Origin of the sequence: Halobacillus sp. B23F22_1 (assembly GCF_043497005.1) — a bacterium.
Classification (GTDB): Bacteria; Bacillota; Bacilli; order Bacillales; family Halobacillaceae; genus Halobacillus_A.
Genome location: NZ_JBIEKE010000002.1, coordinates 778,269 through 793,654, shown reverse-complemented (window position 1 = coordinate 793,654; position 15,386 = coordinate 778,269). Strand labels below are relative to the sequence as shown.

Sequence of the window (15,386 nt, the reverse complement as noted above, 5' to 3'; positions counted from 1 at the left end):
CTCATAAGTGCCTTGCTTATTCCATAAAATAAAAGGAAGCTTCCTTAATGGGAAAATTGGGCATACTTAAGCTGATAAGAAAATTCAAGGAGAGATGCGTTTTGAAGCAGCCTAAAATCGGGCTCGCACTTGGATCCGGCGGCGCTCGAGGATTTGCTCATTTAGGTGTCCTTAATGTTTTACATGGGCACGACATACCAGTAAATATGATTGCTGGAAGCAGTATGGGTGCGTTAGTAGGTTCATTATATGCATCAGGTCAAAAAATTGAAGATTTATATAAACTGGCTTTAACTTTCAAACGGAAATATTACCTTGATTTTACGGTTCCTAAAATGGGATTTATTCAGGGGCGTAGAATTAAGGAATATATCCGTTTATTTACGTTTGGGAAGAATATTGAGGAATTTACGATTCCCACCTCAATTGTCGCTACTGACCTGTCAGCGGGAAAAAAAGAGATCTTTCAAACAGGACCTGCCAGTGAAGCGGTTCGGGCCAGTATAGCTATACCTGGCATTTTTGTACCGGAGAAAATTAATGGCCGATTATATATTGATGGAGGTGTTATCGATCGTGTACCCGTTTCGGTGGTGAAGGATATGGGTGCCGACATTATTATTGCTGTCGATTGTGCTCATACTAAAGCTGAGCCAAGCATACAATCGATCTATGATGTCATCATTCAAAGTATTGATATTATGCAGGATGAATTAGCGTCTGTTACGGGGATAGCCTCCTATACTGATGTTATGATCCGGCCGGATGTAGAGCAATTCAGCTCCAGAGCCTTCACGGATTTAGAAGAAATTGTGGAGGAAGGGGAGAAGGCGGCGTTAAGATCATTAGACCAAATCCTAGAAAAGATGAGAGACTGGAAGGGGTCCTAGAAAACCATGAAGTCAAACAAGAGAGTAATTATTACTGGAATTATAGCTATACTTATTGTAGCTTTTTTAGGGGCTTATCGTTTGCCTTATTATATTTATAAACCTGGCACAGCAGATGCATTAGAGCCATTTGTAGAGATCGAGGATGCGTACCCAAGTGAAGGAGATATGCATTTAGTTACGGTTAGAGGGGGACAAGCAACACCACTTCAATGGGCGCTTGCGAAAGTCCGGTCCTATCATGAGGTGGTTCCTTTAGAACAAGTTCGACCGGAAGGAATTTCAGAAGATGAATATTTTCATGCTCAACTGCAATTAATGGAATCTTCACAAGAAGCCGCTAAAGTGGTCGCTTATGAATCTGCAGGACGTGATATAAAGATAAATTATGAAGGGGTATTCGTCGTACAGGCTTTAGAAGGAATGCCGGCTGAAGACGAATTAGAACCTGGGGATGAAATACTTAGTGTGAATGGTGAAGAAATAAGTGAGTCAGAAGAACTCGTAAAATACGTTGAACGTTTAAGTGAAGGCGATGAAGTAACGTTAACCATTAAGCGGGGGGATGAAACTCTGTCCAAAGATATACAAGTAGCTCCTTTCCCGAATGATCCTGATAAAACGGGGGTTGGAATATCACTTGTGACGGACCGATCTGTAGAAGTAAATCCCGAGGTTAAAGTAAAGAGTGGAGATATAGGAGGACCTAGTGCAGGGTTAATGTTTTCATTGGAAATGTATGATCAATTAACAGAAGAAGATATTACAAAAGGGAAGGAAGTCTGCGGTACAGGCGAGATTAATTACGAAGGGGAGGTAGGAAGAATCGGCGGGATTGATAAAAAAGTGGTAGCTGCTGACCGAGAAGGTTGCGATGTCTTTTTTGCACCGAATGAGGAAGAAACAGAAGGATCTAACTACGAAGTGGCTGCGAAGGCCGCTGAGAATATTGGTACGGGTATGGATGTAGTAGCTGTGGATACGTTTGAAGACGCCTTGGATTATTTAAGTGAGGAATGAGGAGCATAAAGCATGGGGAGAATTTTGATTCCCCATGCTTTATTTGTTCTGATTGCATTTTTTATGGAAGCCGTACAGGAGGTCCGTATTCTCTCTTTAAATGCTCCTTTCTTTGTTCAGAAGCCAGCGGGCTTAAATAAGCAGCTGTTGCTCTCTCTTCTGCATCAAGAAGCGTACTTTCCATCTGTTGAGGTTGAGTAATTATTGGTGTTTCTATCTCTTTCTTGCGTTGATTTAAATAAGCTTGACCTTTCTTGTTCATACCGAGCACACGAACATAAGGGATATCCTCTCCGTTTAAATGAATAGAAGCTTGATTCTTTGTAAGTCCTGTTAATAGGTGAGTACATAAACGCTGTAGACGAGTCCAAGTATAGCGCCTGGTTTTTAATCGATTCATAAAATCAATAAAGGAAGTGGAAGAGCGAATCGTCTGCTTTAAACGATATTCCAGCCCCTCATCCATCCCATGTATATGTTTTAAGTCTTCTACAGGGGTTGTCATAATTTTATAATGCAGAAAGTTAAAATAACATTCCCACTCATGCCACATATTCGTCTCACCATAGTAACTGTAAAGCTCTTCTTTTACTATTTTTGGAAGAGCTAATGCAGCGTGATCTGTCACTGTTTTATTTATTAGAAGCTCCTTACGAATACTAGTAGCGCTGGCCATCCGGCCGGAAACGTGTGTGTCGTGATAATTACTCTCTATTCGCTTAATAGTTAAAGGGTCAACGTCAGATGCATATCTCTTGATTTGTTTGACGTAACTGTAGCCTAAAATATTATTAGGAGCTGAAAAATCAAAGGCTTCAGTTGATAAACCTATGGTCTCGTTCGCTAGACGGGAAGCATCAGGGTAGGAGAGGCCTTTATCCAATTCGGCTCTCAATGCACTTTCATAATCACCTGAATGCTCGTGTAAGTGCTCGTATGCTTTCAAGAAAGGCGTAATTGAGCCATTTTCACTCCCAAAGCATATAGAATCAACTTGCATAGCGTTTAAGCTCAGTACTGCTCCTTTACTGAAATAGTCGCTGTGTTGGACAGCATATATGTAAGGGAGCTCAATTACAAGGTCTACTCCTGACTGCAAAGCAGCATTTGTTCGGTGCCATTTATCAATAATGGCAGGTTCTCCCCGTTGAAGAAAATGTCCGCTCATAACCGCAATCATACAATCAGCTTTGGATTTTTTTCTACTTTGATGAACGTGATAGGCATGTCCGTTATGAAAAGGGTTATACTCAACGATAATTCCGCAGGCTTTCATTTCATTAACCTCCTTGATTGATTAAGTAAAGTTCGGTATGATAGGAGAACTGTATTTAATCTGCTCTTATTATTTTAGCATGGCTTTTGTGGCTTGTAAGTTGAGAAACGAATTGTTTTCTAATAAAATGAGGAGTAGTCCTAAATATTCAGGTATCTGTAAAGAAAAAATATTGACAAATAGTTAAATTGCTTTTACAATAACTCTTGTTGCCATGAGGTGATAAAAATGAAATTTCCTCTACAGAAACTTAATCAATCTGGTGATGAACCGTTTAAGTTTAAAGAAGACGTTGACGTTCGTGAATTAGAGGATATGAATAATGATATTCGCAAAATATCCCCTGTTTATGTACAAGGACAAGCTGTAAAGTACGGTGATGATATAACAGTTACATTTACAGTTAAAGGTGAAATGACCCTGCCTTGTGCGCGAACATTAGTCGATGTATCTTATCCTTTTCATTTAGAAGGACACGAACAATTCAATGTCTCTCCTTATTATGAGGAAGAGGGCGAAAGTGAAATTCATCCGGTTCGTGGAGAAGTTCTTGACTTAACACCATATATCAAGGAAAATATTCTATTAGAGGTTCCAACCCGCGTATTTTCAGATGATCAAGAGGTTCAGGATCAAGCTCTTACAGAAGGTAAGGGTTGGCAAGTGATTACAGAAGAACCGGAGGAAGATAAAATAGATCCTCGAATGGCTAAACTGCAATCATTATTAAATGAAAAAGAAAACAACGATTAAGGGAAAAAATTTCCTCTTGTCAAATAAAAGGAGGTGTACAACATGGCAGTACCTAAGCGTAAAACATCTAAAAAGGTTAAAAACCAACGTCGTACTCACAAAAAGCTACACGTACCTGGCATGGTAGAATGTTCAAACTGTGGGGAGTACTCAAAACCACACCATGTTTGCAAATCTTGTGGACAGTATAATGGAAAGCAAGTTATTGCTAAGTAAAGTAGTATGTTAAAGAGCCTGAATTCATTTCAGGCTCTTTTTTACTTTGTACAGGAAAGAGAAAAGAGTGGTAAGGCGCTTCCACTGAGTTAACAAAAAAGTCGGACACAGTCTTATAAATTAAAGAGAGGGGAGTACCTATTGAAACAGATAGAAGTCATTTGGGATGAGCGAGGAGTAGTTATCATAAAATTAAATCGCAGCGAAAAAATGAATGCGATTACAAAAATGATGGCCAGGGAGTTGCAACAAGTGCTGTTGGAAATGAAAAATAAACCTGGCGTTAAATGTTTAGTAATAACAGGCGCAGGTAAAAAGGCGTTTTGTGCAGGGGGAGATTTAACAGAGCTACATGGAAATTTAAACGAAGAGGAAGCCTATCAAGTATTGCACCCTATGAAAGAATGCTTGTACGAGCTAGCAACCTTTCCATTGCCTACCTTTGCTTTTTTAAATGGTCATGCAAGAGGCGGCGGCTGTGAAATTGCCACGGCTTGCGACTTTCGATATGGAATAGAAGATGGGGAATATGGATTTATACAAGGAAGGTTAGGAATCACGCCTGGCTGGGGGGGAGGAGAACTTCTATATAAAAGAATTCAGGCCGATAGAGCCGCTCAGTGGTTGATGGAATCGAACATGTATTCAGCTGAAGAAGCCTATCGTATTGGCTGGTTACATAAAATCGTGACGAGGGAGTCATTTGACACTTCCCATCTTCTTCTATCCCCTTTCCTGCAAAAATCTCAACGTCAGCTTAAAATTTTTAAATCTCAGCACCTTCATTCCTTATCGATGAGTAATGTATCCTCGCAAATGGATGAAGAGGTTAAAAATTGTGCTTCTCTATGGGAATCTAAAGAACATGTCCGAGCGGTAGAGAATTTTATGAGGACAAGAAAAAAGTCTTAAAGTATAGTCTATCAATCTTTATGTTTGCATAACTATAAGCAAACCATAGAGGAGGGATAGAATGGACGCCCCTAGGCAGGATGCTTGGAAGAAAGAAGAAGATGAGTTATTAGCGGACACAGTGCTGCAATACATTAGAGAAGGTCACACGCAGCTGGAAGCTTTTCAAGAAGTGGCTAAACAATTAAATCGTACGCCGGCAGCGTGTGGTTTTAGGTGGAATGCCACGGTGAGAAAAAATTATCAAAAGGATATTAAACAGGCAAAACAAGAGAGGACTCACCATCGGCATACGCTGGCGACTTCAACATTAACAAAAAATACATCGATTTCATTAGATGATGCCATCCTTTTCTTAAAAGAAATGAAACAGCATTCTCACAATGATCAACAAGAACTGCAAACCAAATTATATCAGCTCAGCGAGGAAAATGTACGATTGAAAAATCAAATAAAACAATGGGAAGAAGCTTGGTCTGAAATTGACAAATTGACCAATTGGGTGAAAGACAAATACCAGAGCACTTCTTAAATTAAAAAGGCCCTACAGCTTGTTGTAGAGGCCTTGTGTGTTTATTTATACTTCTCTTTCTTCCACTCCTGATGGAAGCCAGATTAATGGGTTTTCTCCTAAATCTCGTTCCACATCGTACATTGCTTTTTGGAAACCCATTTTCTCCCAAAAGTTATCCGATTTGACACGCGGGTTCGTTTTTATTGGTAGTTGAAAGCTCTTGGCAAAATCAACTAAAGCTTTCCCGAACCCTTGTTTTTGATAATCTGGTAATACTTCCAGTTTCCACAGCTCTAAATAATCTTGAGGCGGTTGGAAATAGTGGTCATATTTTTTTGAAACACGATAAAGACTCATTCTTGCAACTAAAGCGTTTCCAAAATAGATGCCAAAGAACGGTGATTCACTGTCATTCTCTACAATATTGCTTTGTAGATCTTCAAACATCGCTAATTCCTGGTGACCATATTCTTTAAAACGTTTAAATTCCTCTAACGTCTTATAGTTAACTAGAAGAGGTTGAACTTTTACTTTTGTCATCATAAAACGAATTCCCCTTTCCAAAATCTTTCTCTTCTTTCATTATAATATAAAAATATTCAGAATGAAATGTACAATTACTTCCTAAAAAATTGTTCACCATCCAAATCGTAAAATTTGCTACAATAAGAAAAAAGACCGAAGGGAAATGGGGGACAAGCATGAAGGTTGGCATAGTAGGAGGGGGAGCAATTGGTCTATTAGCTGCTGCATACCTTTCCCAGGACCATACCGTTTCTGTTTTTGTAAGAAGAGAAAAGCAAAAACAGAAGTTAAATAAGTACGGAGTGAAGTGTGGAGCCTTGCGCGGAGCGGTAGAAGCTTATAGTGATCTGCAAGGTTTAGAAAACCAGGACCTCCTTATAGTTACAGTTAAACAGTATGATGTATATCCCACTATAAAGCAGCTTCCTTCAATCGTCCCTTGTCTGTTTTTACAAAATGGAATGGCTCATCTTAATCTCTTACAAGAGCTGTCTAATTCTTGTGCGGTCGGGGTTGTCGAACACGGAGCGGTTAGAATGTCTGAATTTGAAGTTCAGCACACAGGCCTCGGAATGATCCATTTAGCACACTTTAAAGGCTCGTTTAATGTTAATGCTTTGACTGATAAACTCAGCGTGAAGGACTTTAAGTTTACGTTTAAAGACGATTATTGGCTCATGCTTGCAGAGAAGCTTGTCATTAATACGGTTATTAATCCATTGACGGCCCTGTTTGGCATAAAAAATAAATATGTCATCACTAATCCCCGCCTCTGTAAATTAGCAAAACAACTCTGTGCAGAAGCTTCTTCCGCGTTAAATCTCTCCTTTGAGGAGCAATGGGGCCGCGTACAGCAGATAGCAGAAAGGACAGGAGAAAATCATTCCTCTATGTTAAAAGATTTGCTGGAACACCGACCTACAGAAGTAGATGCGATATGCGGCTTTATACTTCAACGCTCCAAGGATAAGTCACCCTACCATTCTTTTGTGGTGGATGCGATTCACGCATTAGAAATAAAAAATATAAAAGGAGAGGCGACATGAGTGATGTTCTTATATCCGTAATAGCCTTTGTGTTAACGGCTCCATTTCTCTTTTTGTTCGTGCTCTATTTCTTTACAAGAAAATGGTATCGAAACAAAAAGAAGGCTGTTCATCAAACAGCTCAATTAATGGTCCCTGTGTTAGTTGCTGCTGTGCATACCTTGTTAATTGTATTATTTGGTCAAGGTTTTTTTGCGTGGATTCTCGTATTCTTACTTTGTTTATTAAGTCTTGCTTTAATCGTTCAGTATAAGGTATCAGAAGAAATCCGCTTTTTTAAAGCTTTTAAAGGATTCCTGCGTATAACGTTTTTACTGTTCATGTTTGTATATATGGGGCTGGCGACTTACGGCATTATAGACAGAGTATTCTTGTAATAAACAGATTAGGTGAACTTCTCACAATATTTCTGTACAATACATTATGGTACATACCAACCCATGGAATAAAAGGAGAAGTTCATAAATGCGTATTGATCCAATAAGCTTGGCGGATAAAAATCCGTTTATAGCAGATTATAAATATCATTTTTCTAAAGTTCAGGACAAATTTGACTATCACCCTCATGGGGAACATACGTGGCTGGACCGCCTTAAACATATAGAATCTACCTCTTACGATCGAAACCGATTAGTGAATGAGCTTATAAGACTGAATGATCAGTATGGAGCGGGTGAAGCTACGTTTACGAATATTAATAAGTTGAGAGATACACGTGCTTCAGTTGTGGTGGGCGGGCAGCAAGCCGGCTTACTGACGGGGCCTCTTTATACGGTGCATAAGATTATATCTATTTTACAGTTGGCTCGACAGAAAGAGAAGGAATTAGGAACTTCGGTGGTTCCTGTATTTTGGATTGCAGGCGAAGATCACGATTTTGCGGAAATTAACCATATCTTCATGGAGGTAAATGGGGATATGGAAAAAATGCAAGTGAAAACAGATGTGAACGAAAAGTCTTCCGTGTCTGATTTGCCTTTTAATCAGAAGGATATTCAGCAATGGCTGAAGTCCGTTTTTCATGAATTAAAAGAAACAGAATATAGCGTAGACCTCTTTCACCGCTTGGAAAGTATGGTAAGTGCATCTGACAGTTACAGTGATTTTTTTGGCAAAATCATTCATCAGTTGTTTCCTTCTGAAGGATTAATCTTATTAGATGCTCATGATCAGGAAATCCGCAAATTAGAGACGCCTTTCTTTTTAAAAATGATCGATGAAAACGAGGTTATTGCTGAGGGTGTTCATTCCCTGGAACAGAAAAATAAACAACAAGGTTATCCTCTTTCTTTAGATAGTGAATTGGAAGATGCTCATTTATTCTTCCACCATGAGGGAGAAAGGGTATTATTAATAAGAGATGAAAACGGAGACTTTAAAGGAAAAAAAGATGAAGTGTCTCTTACGAAAGAGCAGCTGCGTCATATTGCTGAGAAAAAGCCGTGGCTGTTAAGCAATAATGTGGTGACTCGCCCATTAATGCAAGAATGTCTGCTCCCTGTGCTTGCTTTTGTCGGAGGCCCTGGTGAAATCAGTTACTGGTCAGCATTAAAGCCGGGTTTTGAAGCTTTACATTTAAAGATGCCTCCAGTCGTGCCGCGGCTTTCTTTTACAATGGTGGACCGGAAATCTGAACAGCAAATGCAGCGTCTGCAGTTAAATGATAAGGAAGTCATTGAACACGGAACAGCCAGTAAAAAGCTCGCGTGGCTGTCTTCTGCTGGGACACCTCCTATCAGAGAGCTGTCACGAGAAGTAAAAAAAGAAATGGAGATCATCCATCAGCCGCTGCGAGAGAAAGCTGCGGAATTAAGTCCGGATGTAGCTGCTTTGGCTCAGAAAAACTGGGATTACATTCAACAATCTGTTGAGTTCTTAGAGAAGCGGATGATGCAAAGTATCGAAAACGAATATCAGGAGCAGTTAAAAGTCTTTGATGATCTTAATCTCCTTTTTCACCCAAATGGTGGGTTTCAAGAAAGAATGTGGAGTGTACTCCCATGGCTGAATGAATACGGGTTTTCGCTGTTTAAACAGATAAATTCACATGATTTGTCGCTTGAACACTCTCATTATCTTGTGAGAGTGTGACTTTTTCCCCCACGATCCCCCACCTGAAAAATATTTATATAAAACGATGAAATTCCTGCCTTGGACGGCAGGAATTTTTTTATTTACAACGAATAATTAAATATGAGTGGTGAAAAGTGGAGTGATGTGGTAGGCTGAAATTAGAAAGTGGGGTAAACTCTATGTTCATGGGCGAATTTCAGCACAACATTGATACAAAGGGACGGATTATTGTTCCATCTAAGTTCCGTGATGAACTTCAAGAGGGCTTTGTGCTTACGAGAGGTTTAGATCAATGTTTATTCGCCTACCCTATGAATGAATGGAAACTGCTCGAGGAAAAACTAAAAAAGCTTCCTTTAACGAAAAAAGACGCTCGTGCTTTTACACGCTTCTTCTTTTCCGGAGCTGTGGAATGCGAAGTCGATAAACAAGGAAGAGTTAATATTCCTCCCCCGCTTAGAAGTCATGCAAAGTTAGACAAGGAATGTGTCGTTATTGGAGTGTCTAACCGTATTGAGTTCTGGAGTAAAGATCTTTGGGAAAATTATTTCGAAGAATCAGAGGAGTCTTTCTCTGAGATTGCTGAAAATATGTTAGATTTTGACATTTGATCGAGAGAGAAACGAGTGAGGATATGTTTGAACATTACAGTGTATTAAAATCAGAAACCATTAAGCAGCTACATATACAGTCAGATGGGATATACGTTGATTGCACGCTGGGCGGCGGGGGACATGCGGAAGAAATTGCTTCCAGACTTGAGCGCGGCCGATTGATAGCGTTTGATCAAGATATCCACGCACTAAATGCTGCTCGTAAACGATTACAACCTTATGAGGATAAAATTACATTTGTTCATGCTAATTTTAGACAATTAGAAGAAAAGTTGGCGGAGCTGAATATTGATCACGTGGATGGAATTTTGTATGACTTAGGGGTATCCAGCCCTCAGCTGGATGTCGCTGATCGGGGATTCAGCTACCACAACGATGCCCCTCTTGATATGAGAATGAATCAATCGAGTGAGCTATCTGCCTGGCATGTCGTAAATGAATGGGCTTACGAAGATCTTGTCAGGATTTTCTTTAGATATGGAGAAGAGAAATTTTCTAAGCAAATTGCAAGAAAGATTGAAAACGCAAGAAAAGAAACAGCTATAGAAACAACTGACCAATTAGTAGAGCTAGTTAAAGAAGGAATTCCAGCGCCGGCAAGGCGTAAAGGGGGGCATCCAGCAAAGCGAATTTTTCAAGCGATCCGTATTGCTGTAAACGATGAACTTGGTGCGTTTCAAGATACGCTCCATCAAGCTGCACGAGTCGTATCCGTCGAGGGTAGAATTGCCGTCATTACCTTTCACTCACTAGAGGACAGACTGTGTAAGCAAGCCTTTAAGAAGTGGAGCACCAATCCTCCACTGCCAAAAAACATTCCAATGATTCCAGAAGAAAAACAACCTCCTTTCAAATTAGTTACTAGAAAGCCCATTATAGCGAACGATGAAGAACTGGATGATAACCGTAGATCAAGATCAGCGAAGTTAAGAGTCGTGGAAAAGAAAAAACCATGGTCAGACTCATTTACATTTGAAGAAGGGTGGAAGCAAACATGAGTATAGAAAGAGCGAGAAAGCTTCAGCAGCCAATGGAGAAGCAGCAGGAACAACAACAAGTAAAAGTTAAAGTTCAGAAGAAGCAGTGGGTTAGTACCGGAGAAAAAGTTTTATACTCTATGGCGACGGGTCTGGTCGTTATTGCTTCAGTATTTATGGTGCAATTTTCATCAGCAACTGATACACTAAACCGTGACATTCAAAAAATGGAACAAAAAATAGGACAGCAGCAGTCAGTCAATGACAACCTTGCTTATGAAGCGAAAGAGTTAAGCAACCCGGATCGTATCTTGCAAATCGCTAAAGATAACGGACTTGAAATGCAAAACGCAGAAGTGAAACAAGCAGGTGTCGTTGGAAACTAACAGAAACAGGTGAATCTTTATGAAAAGCTCAAATACCCATAAAGGCGCCGCGGTTTTAATCTTACTATTCTCTGCGATTTTTTTAATTATTACAGGACGGTTCTTATATATCCAGTCCACCGCTGAAATTGAAGGCGTAAATTTAAATGAATGGGCGGAGGAAGCTCGTACAAGTTCGTATTCATTAGATGCCGATCGAGGTAATATTTACGATAAAAACGGGATGTTATTAGCTTACGATCGACCTACATATAAACTATATGCGGTGGTCGATCCGGATTATTCCCGTTCAGAAGAGGAGCCAGAACATGTGACGAATCCGGAAGAAACGGCGTCTGTGTTGGCTCCTTTCTTGGATATGGAAGAAAGTGAAATCGAGCAGAGAATCACCGAGGCGCAGGAGGACGGAAGGTTTCAAGTCGAGTTTGGCAGCAATGGACGTGAATTATCTCAAGACCAGAAGGATGAAATTGAAGAGCAGGATTTAAGCGGCATCAATTTTGAAGAAGAGTCTAAGCGGTACTATCCAAACGGCACATTTGCTTCTCACATTATAGGATTTGCTCGTACGGAAGAGGGTCATATTACCGGAGTTACGGGTGTTGAAAAGCAAATGGAAGATTATTTGCGTGAAAGTAAAGGACAAATTTCTTATGAGAGAGATAAGTATGGTTCAAAACTGCTTGATCCAAATGAAATTTTACAAGAACCTGAAGATGGGGAAGATGTTCATTTATCAATCGATCAGAAAATCCAGACGTTCTTAGAAGATGCGATGGCAACCGTCGATGAGCAGTATGAACCTGCTAAAATTATGGCGGCAGTAATGAATCCTAAAACAGGGGAAGTAGTAGCTTTAGGCAATAGACCAAGCTATAACCCTAACGACTTAGGTGAGGTAGATAACTGGTATAACGATATTATCTCGGATTCTTTTGAACCCGGTTCCACAATGAAAATGTTCACGTGGGCCGCAGCAATTGAAGAAGGCGTCTATAATGGCGATGATAGCTTTAAATCGGGCTCCTATGAAGTTTCAGGAAGTACTATTCGTGATCATAACCGTGAAGGCTGGGGTGAGATAACTTACGATGAAGGCTTTGAACGCTCTTCTAACGTAGCCGCGGCAAAGCTGGGATATGATTTAGTAGGTCCGAAGAAATTCAGAAATTACCTATCGGATTTCCATCTGGATGAAAAATCAGGCATTGACTTACCTAACGAAGGCGAAGGACGCATATTATATGATTATCCTATTGAACAAGTAACGACCGCATTCGGCCAAGGAACAACAGCAACACCATTGCAATTAATGACTGCAGCTACTGCGATTGCAAATGATGGCAAAATGATGAGACCTTACACATTATCGAAAGTCACTTCTAGTGAAAATGGTGAAATTCTAAACGAGAAGGAACCTGAAGTCATTGACGAGCCTATCTCAGAAGAGACAGCGAGTCAGATGAGAGACTTGCTAGGACGTGTTGTTTCAGGAGAAAACGGTACAGGAGCTCCATTTGAGTTAAGTGACTATTCTTTAGGAGGAAAAACAGGAACGGCTCAAATTCCTAAAGAAGGCGGCGGCTACCTTTCAGGAAAAGAAAATCATATTTTTTCTTTTCTAGGGATGGCTCCCGTAGAAGATCCTGAACTACTTATGTACGTAGCGGTAAAACAACCAAAACTAGACGTAACAGAAACAGGTGCAGAACCAGTTTCCTTTATCTTGAAATCTGTCATGGAAAACAGCCTCCATTATCTTGATGTTAACCCAGATCAAAATAATGACCATAAAGTTGAAGAGCATAAAATGAAAGACTATATAGGTAAAGATACTACTAAGGTTGAGAAGGAATTGAAAAAGGAATTTAGTCAAGTTACTGTAATTGGTGACGGAGATGAAGTGACTGAAACGTTGCCGCAGCAAGGAACTACGTTATTAAGTGATCAGCGGATCATCATTGTAACCGATGAACCGACGATGCCGGATATTACGGGTTGGTCTTTACGAGATGTGCAAAAACTTGCCGAGCACTTTGACTTAAAAGTTGAAACGATGGGTGACGGTTATGTGGACCAGCAAAGTATAAAAGAGGGTTCAAATATTAAGGAAGAAGGTTACTTGGTAGTAGAGCTTTCTACACCTGAATAAACAGCTTAAGGCAGTGTTCTAATCGTTTTCAGATTGCATATAGTGATACAAGCCTACTCTATCGATTTTTTAAAGGAGTTATGGATATGAGAAGAGTATCACAAGTAATCGTAAGAAAGCGATTAGTCGCTGTTTTTTTTGTGGCTTTACTTATTTTTACAGTTATTATTGGAAGGTTAGGGTATGTACAATTCGTTCTTAGTGATTTTCTAGTCGAACGAGCTGAGCAGTCATGGGGCAGAGATATAACATTTGAGCCTGAACGAGGGAAAATTATGGACACGAACGGGGAAGTTTTAGTTGGTAATCAATCAGCGCCAACTGTTATGGTCGTACCAAGGCAAATTAAAGATCCGGAAAAAACGGCTGAGCAATTAGCGGATATTTTACAAATGAGTGTGGAAAAAGCATATTCACACGTAACGAAGCAAGTTTCTATTGAAAAGCTGCATCCCGAAGGACGGAAGATTTCTGAAGACAAAGCAGATGCCATTCAAATGTTAGATATACCAGGCGTCTATATTGCTGAAGACTCTGAGAGATATTATCCAAATGGAGCATTCTTATCGCACGTACTTGGCTTTAGCGGGATTGATAACCAGGGTTTACTTGGTTTGGAGTCGTATTATGATGAGGAGTTGAAAGGGGAACAAGGCGCTCTATCTTTTTTCTCTGATGCAAAAGGTAAGCGGATGCCCGACATAGCAGATACATACACTCCTCCAGTGGATGGAAAAGACCTGCAGTTAACGATTGATTACAACGTACAATCCATTGTTGAACGTGAATTGGATATGGCAGAAGCTAAATATAACCCTGATGGTGCAATAGCTATTGCGGTTGATCCTAAGACTGGAAAAGTAAAAGCAATGGCATCTCGACCTAACTTTCATCCGAGTCAATATCAAGAAGTTGAATCTTCCATATATAACCGGAATCTGCCTGTATGGAGCACCTATGAACCAGGGTCTACATTTAAAATTATTACGCTTGCGGCTGCGCTTGAAGAAGGATTAGTCAATTTAGAAGACGAGCACTTTCATGACTCCGGCTCTGTTAAAGTGGGAGGAGCCACTCTACATTGCTGGAAGAGCGGCGGCCATGGAGATCAGACTTATTTAGAAGTAGTGCAAAATTCATGTAACCCGGGATTCGTCCAATTAGGAGAACGTTTAGGGAAGGATAAATTATTTGAATATATCAAACGGTTTGGTTTTGGGGAGAAAACAGGAATTGACTTAGAGGGAGAAGGAAGCGGGATATTATTCCAGCCTGAGCAAATAGGGCCAGTAGAACAAGCGACTACTGCATTTGGTCAAGGTGTCTCGGTCACTCCCATTCAGCAAGTGATGGCCGTAGCCGCAGCAGTGAATGGCGGTTATTACTATGAACCATACGTGCAAGAAGCATGGCTTGACCCTGTAAGCGGAGATGTGCTCGAGAAAAAAGAGCCAAATATGATGAAAAGGGTCATTTCTGAAGAAACCTCTAAGGAAGTGCGTAGATCGTTAGAAAGTGTTGTGGCAAAAGGCACAGGTCGCAGCGCTTATGTAGAAGGTTATAGAGTCGGAGGGAAAACAGGGACTGCTCAAAAAGTGGGAGAAGACGGAAAATACATGAGTGACAACCATATTGTTTCCTTTATTGGTTTTGCTCCAGCGGATGATCCTGAACTTGTCGTTTACCTTGCGATCGATAACCCTAAAGGTACTGTTCAATTTGGGGGAGTGGTTGCTGCCCCGATTGTAGGTTCAATAATGGAAGATAGTTTACGTTCTTTAGGAGTAAAACCGCGCAAGGACGGTCTGGATAAAGAATATGCGTGGCCAGAGGAACCGCTGGTGGAAGTTCCGGATGTGACAGGAATGAAGAGAAAGGAAATTAGGGAAGTACTCACTACCCTCCACGTTGAATCAAGTGGTGAAGGAGATGAAGTAGTAGCACAAGCTCCTAAAGCAGGCGTTAAAGTACCTAGTGATTCAACCATTCGATTGTATTTCAATGATAATTGACTTTTCTAAATTTAGGAGAA

Annotated in this window: 16 protein-coding genes; 14 read left to right on the top strand and 2 right to left on the bottom strand. The window is 40.3% G+C overall.

The annotated features are described in order from the left end of the window. The first annotated feature begins 101 nt into the window (after positions 1 to 101). Positions 102 to 890, top strand: coding sequence for a patatin-like phospholipase family protein (locus ACGTNH_RS11830; protein WP_394587050.1), 789 nt, complete (start codon positions 102 to 104; stop codon positions 888 to 890). 6 nt (positions 891 to 896) lie between these two features. Continuing rightward, on the top strand, positions 897 to 1,910 hold the full coding sequence (locus ACGTNH_RS11825; RefSeq protein WP_394587049.1) for a SepM family pheromone-processing serine protease: 1,014 nt from the start codon (positions 897 to 899) through the stop codon (positions 1,908 to 1,910). Between the two features lie 61 nt (positions 1,911 to 1,971). Here the strand turns inward: ACGTNH_RS11825 and ACGTNH_RS11820 are convergent, their stop codons facing one another. Beyond that, positions 1,972 to 3,186, bottom strand: coding sequence for a nucleotidyltransferase (locus ACGTNH_RS11820; RefSeq protein ID WP_394587047.1), 1,215 nt, complete (start codon positions 3,184 to 3,186; stop codon positions 1,972 to 1,974). A gap of 228 nt (positions 3,187 to 3,414) precedes the next feature. On the opposite strand from ACGTNH_RS11820, the gene ACGTNH_RS11815 reads away from it, so the two are divergent. The 4 genes from ACGTNH_RS11815 (at position 3,415) to ACGTNH_RS11800 (ending at position 5,599) form a co-directional block, all read left to right on the top strand. Then, positions 3,415 to 3,939: a YceD family protein gene (locus tag ACGTNH_RS11815; protein WP_394587045.1), complete on the top strand. Its 525-nt coding sequence runs from the start codon at positions 3,415 to 3,417 to the stop codon at positions 3,937 to 3,939. A 42-nt stretch (positions 3,940 to 3,981) separates the two neighbouring features. Then, on the top strand, positions 3,982 to 4,155 hold the full coding sequence (gene rpmF / locus ACGTNH_RS11810) for a 50S ribosomal protein L32 (protein WP_188376177.1): 174 nt from the start codon (positions 3,982 to 3,984) through the stop codon (positions 4,153 to 4,155). A gap of 141 nt (positions 4,156 to 4,296) precedes the next feature. Beyond that, positions 4,297 to 5,067 carry an enoyl-CoA hydratase/isomerase family protein gene (locus ACGTNH_RS11805; RefSeq protein WP_394587043.1) on the top strand — a complete coding sequence of 257 codons (771 nt, stop codon included), beginning with the start codon at positions 4,297 to 4,299 and terminating at the stop codon, positions 5,065 to 5,067. Positions 5,068 to 5,128: 61 nt separating this feature from the next. Further along, the gene (locus ACGTNH_RS11800) at positions 5,129 to 5,599 is read left to right on the top strand and encodes an RsfA family transcriptional regulator (RefSeq protein WP_394587042.1); all 471 of its coding nucleotides are present in this window, start codon (positions 5,129 to 5,131) and stop codon (positions 5,597 to 5,599) included. A 45-nt stretch (positions 5,600 to 5,644) separates the two neighbouring features. Here the strand turns inward: ACGTNH_RS11800 and ACGTNH_RS11795 are convergent, their stop codons facing one another. After that, positions 5,645 to 6,121, bottom strand: a complete 477-nt coding sequence (locus ACGTNH_RS11795) for an N-acetyltransferase (RefSeq protein WP_394587695.1) — start codon at positions 6,119 to 6,121, stop codon at positions 5,645 to 5,647. Positions 6,122 to 6,282: 161 nt separating this feature from the next. Between ACGTNH_RS11795 and ACGTNH_RS11790 the strand changes: the two genes are divergently transcribed. The 8 genes from ACGTNH_RS11790 (at position 6,283) to ACGTNH_RS11755 (ending at position 15,366) form a co-directional block, all read left to right on the top strand. Next, positions 6,283 to 7,152 (top strand): ketopantoate reductase family protein, encoded by an 870-nt coding sequence (locus ACGTNH_RS11790; protein ID WP_394587040.1) that lies wholly within the window; start codon positions 6,283 to 6,285, stop codon positions 7,150 to 7,152. Continuing rightward, positions 7,149 to 7,529: a DUF3397 domain-containing protein gene (locus ACGTNH_RS11785; RefSeq protein WP_394587038.1), complete on the top strand. Its 381-nt coding sequence runs from the start codon at positions 7,149 to 7,151 to the stop codon at positions 7,527 to 7,529. The genes ACGTNH_RS11790 and ACGTNH_RS11785 overlap by 4 nt, the downstream gene beginning before the upstream one ends. Before the next feature lie 88 nt (positions 7,530 to 7,617). Beyond that, complete coding sequence (bshC, locus tag ACGTNH_RS11780) at positions 7,618 to 9,243, top strand: bacillithiol biosynthesis cysteine-adding enzyme BshC (protein ID WP_394587036.1); 1,626 nt, start codon at positions 7,618 to 7,620, stop codon at positions 9,241 to 9,243. Between the two features lie 161 nt (positions 9,244 to 9,404). Continuing rightward, on the top strand, positions 9,405 to 9,836 hold the full coding sequence (gene mraZ / locus ACGTNH_RS11775; protein ID WP_394587035.1) for a division/cell wall cluster transcriptional repressor MraZ: 432 nt from the start codon (positions 9,405 to 9,407) through the stop codon (positions 9,834 to 9,836). A gap of 23 nt (positions 9,837 to 9,859) precedes the next feature. Beyond that, the gene (gene rsmH, locus ACGTNH_RS11770; protein WP_394587033.1) at positions 9,860 to 10,837 is read left to right on the top strand and encodes a 16S rRNA (cytosine(1402)-N(4))-methyltransferase RsmH; all 978 of its coding nucleotides are present in this window, start codon (positions 9,860 to 9,862) and stop codon (positions 10,835 to 10,837) included. Then, complete coding sequence (gene ftsL, locus ACGTNH_RS11765; protein ID WP_394587032.1) at positions 10,834 to 11,202, top strand: cell division protein FtsL; 369 nt, start codon at positions 10,834 to 10,836, stop codon at positions 11,200 to 11,202. Before rsmH ends, ftsL begins: the two co-directional genes overlap by 4 nt. A gap of 19 nt (positions 11,203 to 11,221) precedes the next feature. Further along, positions 11,222 to 13,354, top strand: a complete 2,133-nt coding sequence (locus ACGTNH_RS11760; protein WP_394587031.1) for a penicillin-binding protein — start codon at positions 11,222 to 11,224, stop codon at positions 13,352 to 13,354. A gap of 86 nt (positions 13,355 to 13,440) precedes the next feature. Then, positions 13,441 to 15,366 carry a stage V sporulation protein D gene (locus ACGTNH_RS11755; RefSeq protein WP_394587029.1) on the top strand — a complete coding sequence of 642 codons (1,926 nt, stop codon included), beginning with the start codon at positions 13,441 to 13,443 and terminating at the stop codon, positions 15,364 to 15,366. Positions 15,367 to 15,386: the final 20 nt, after the last annotated feature.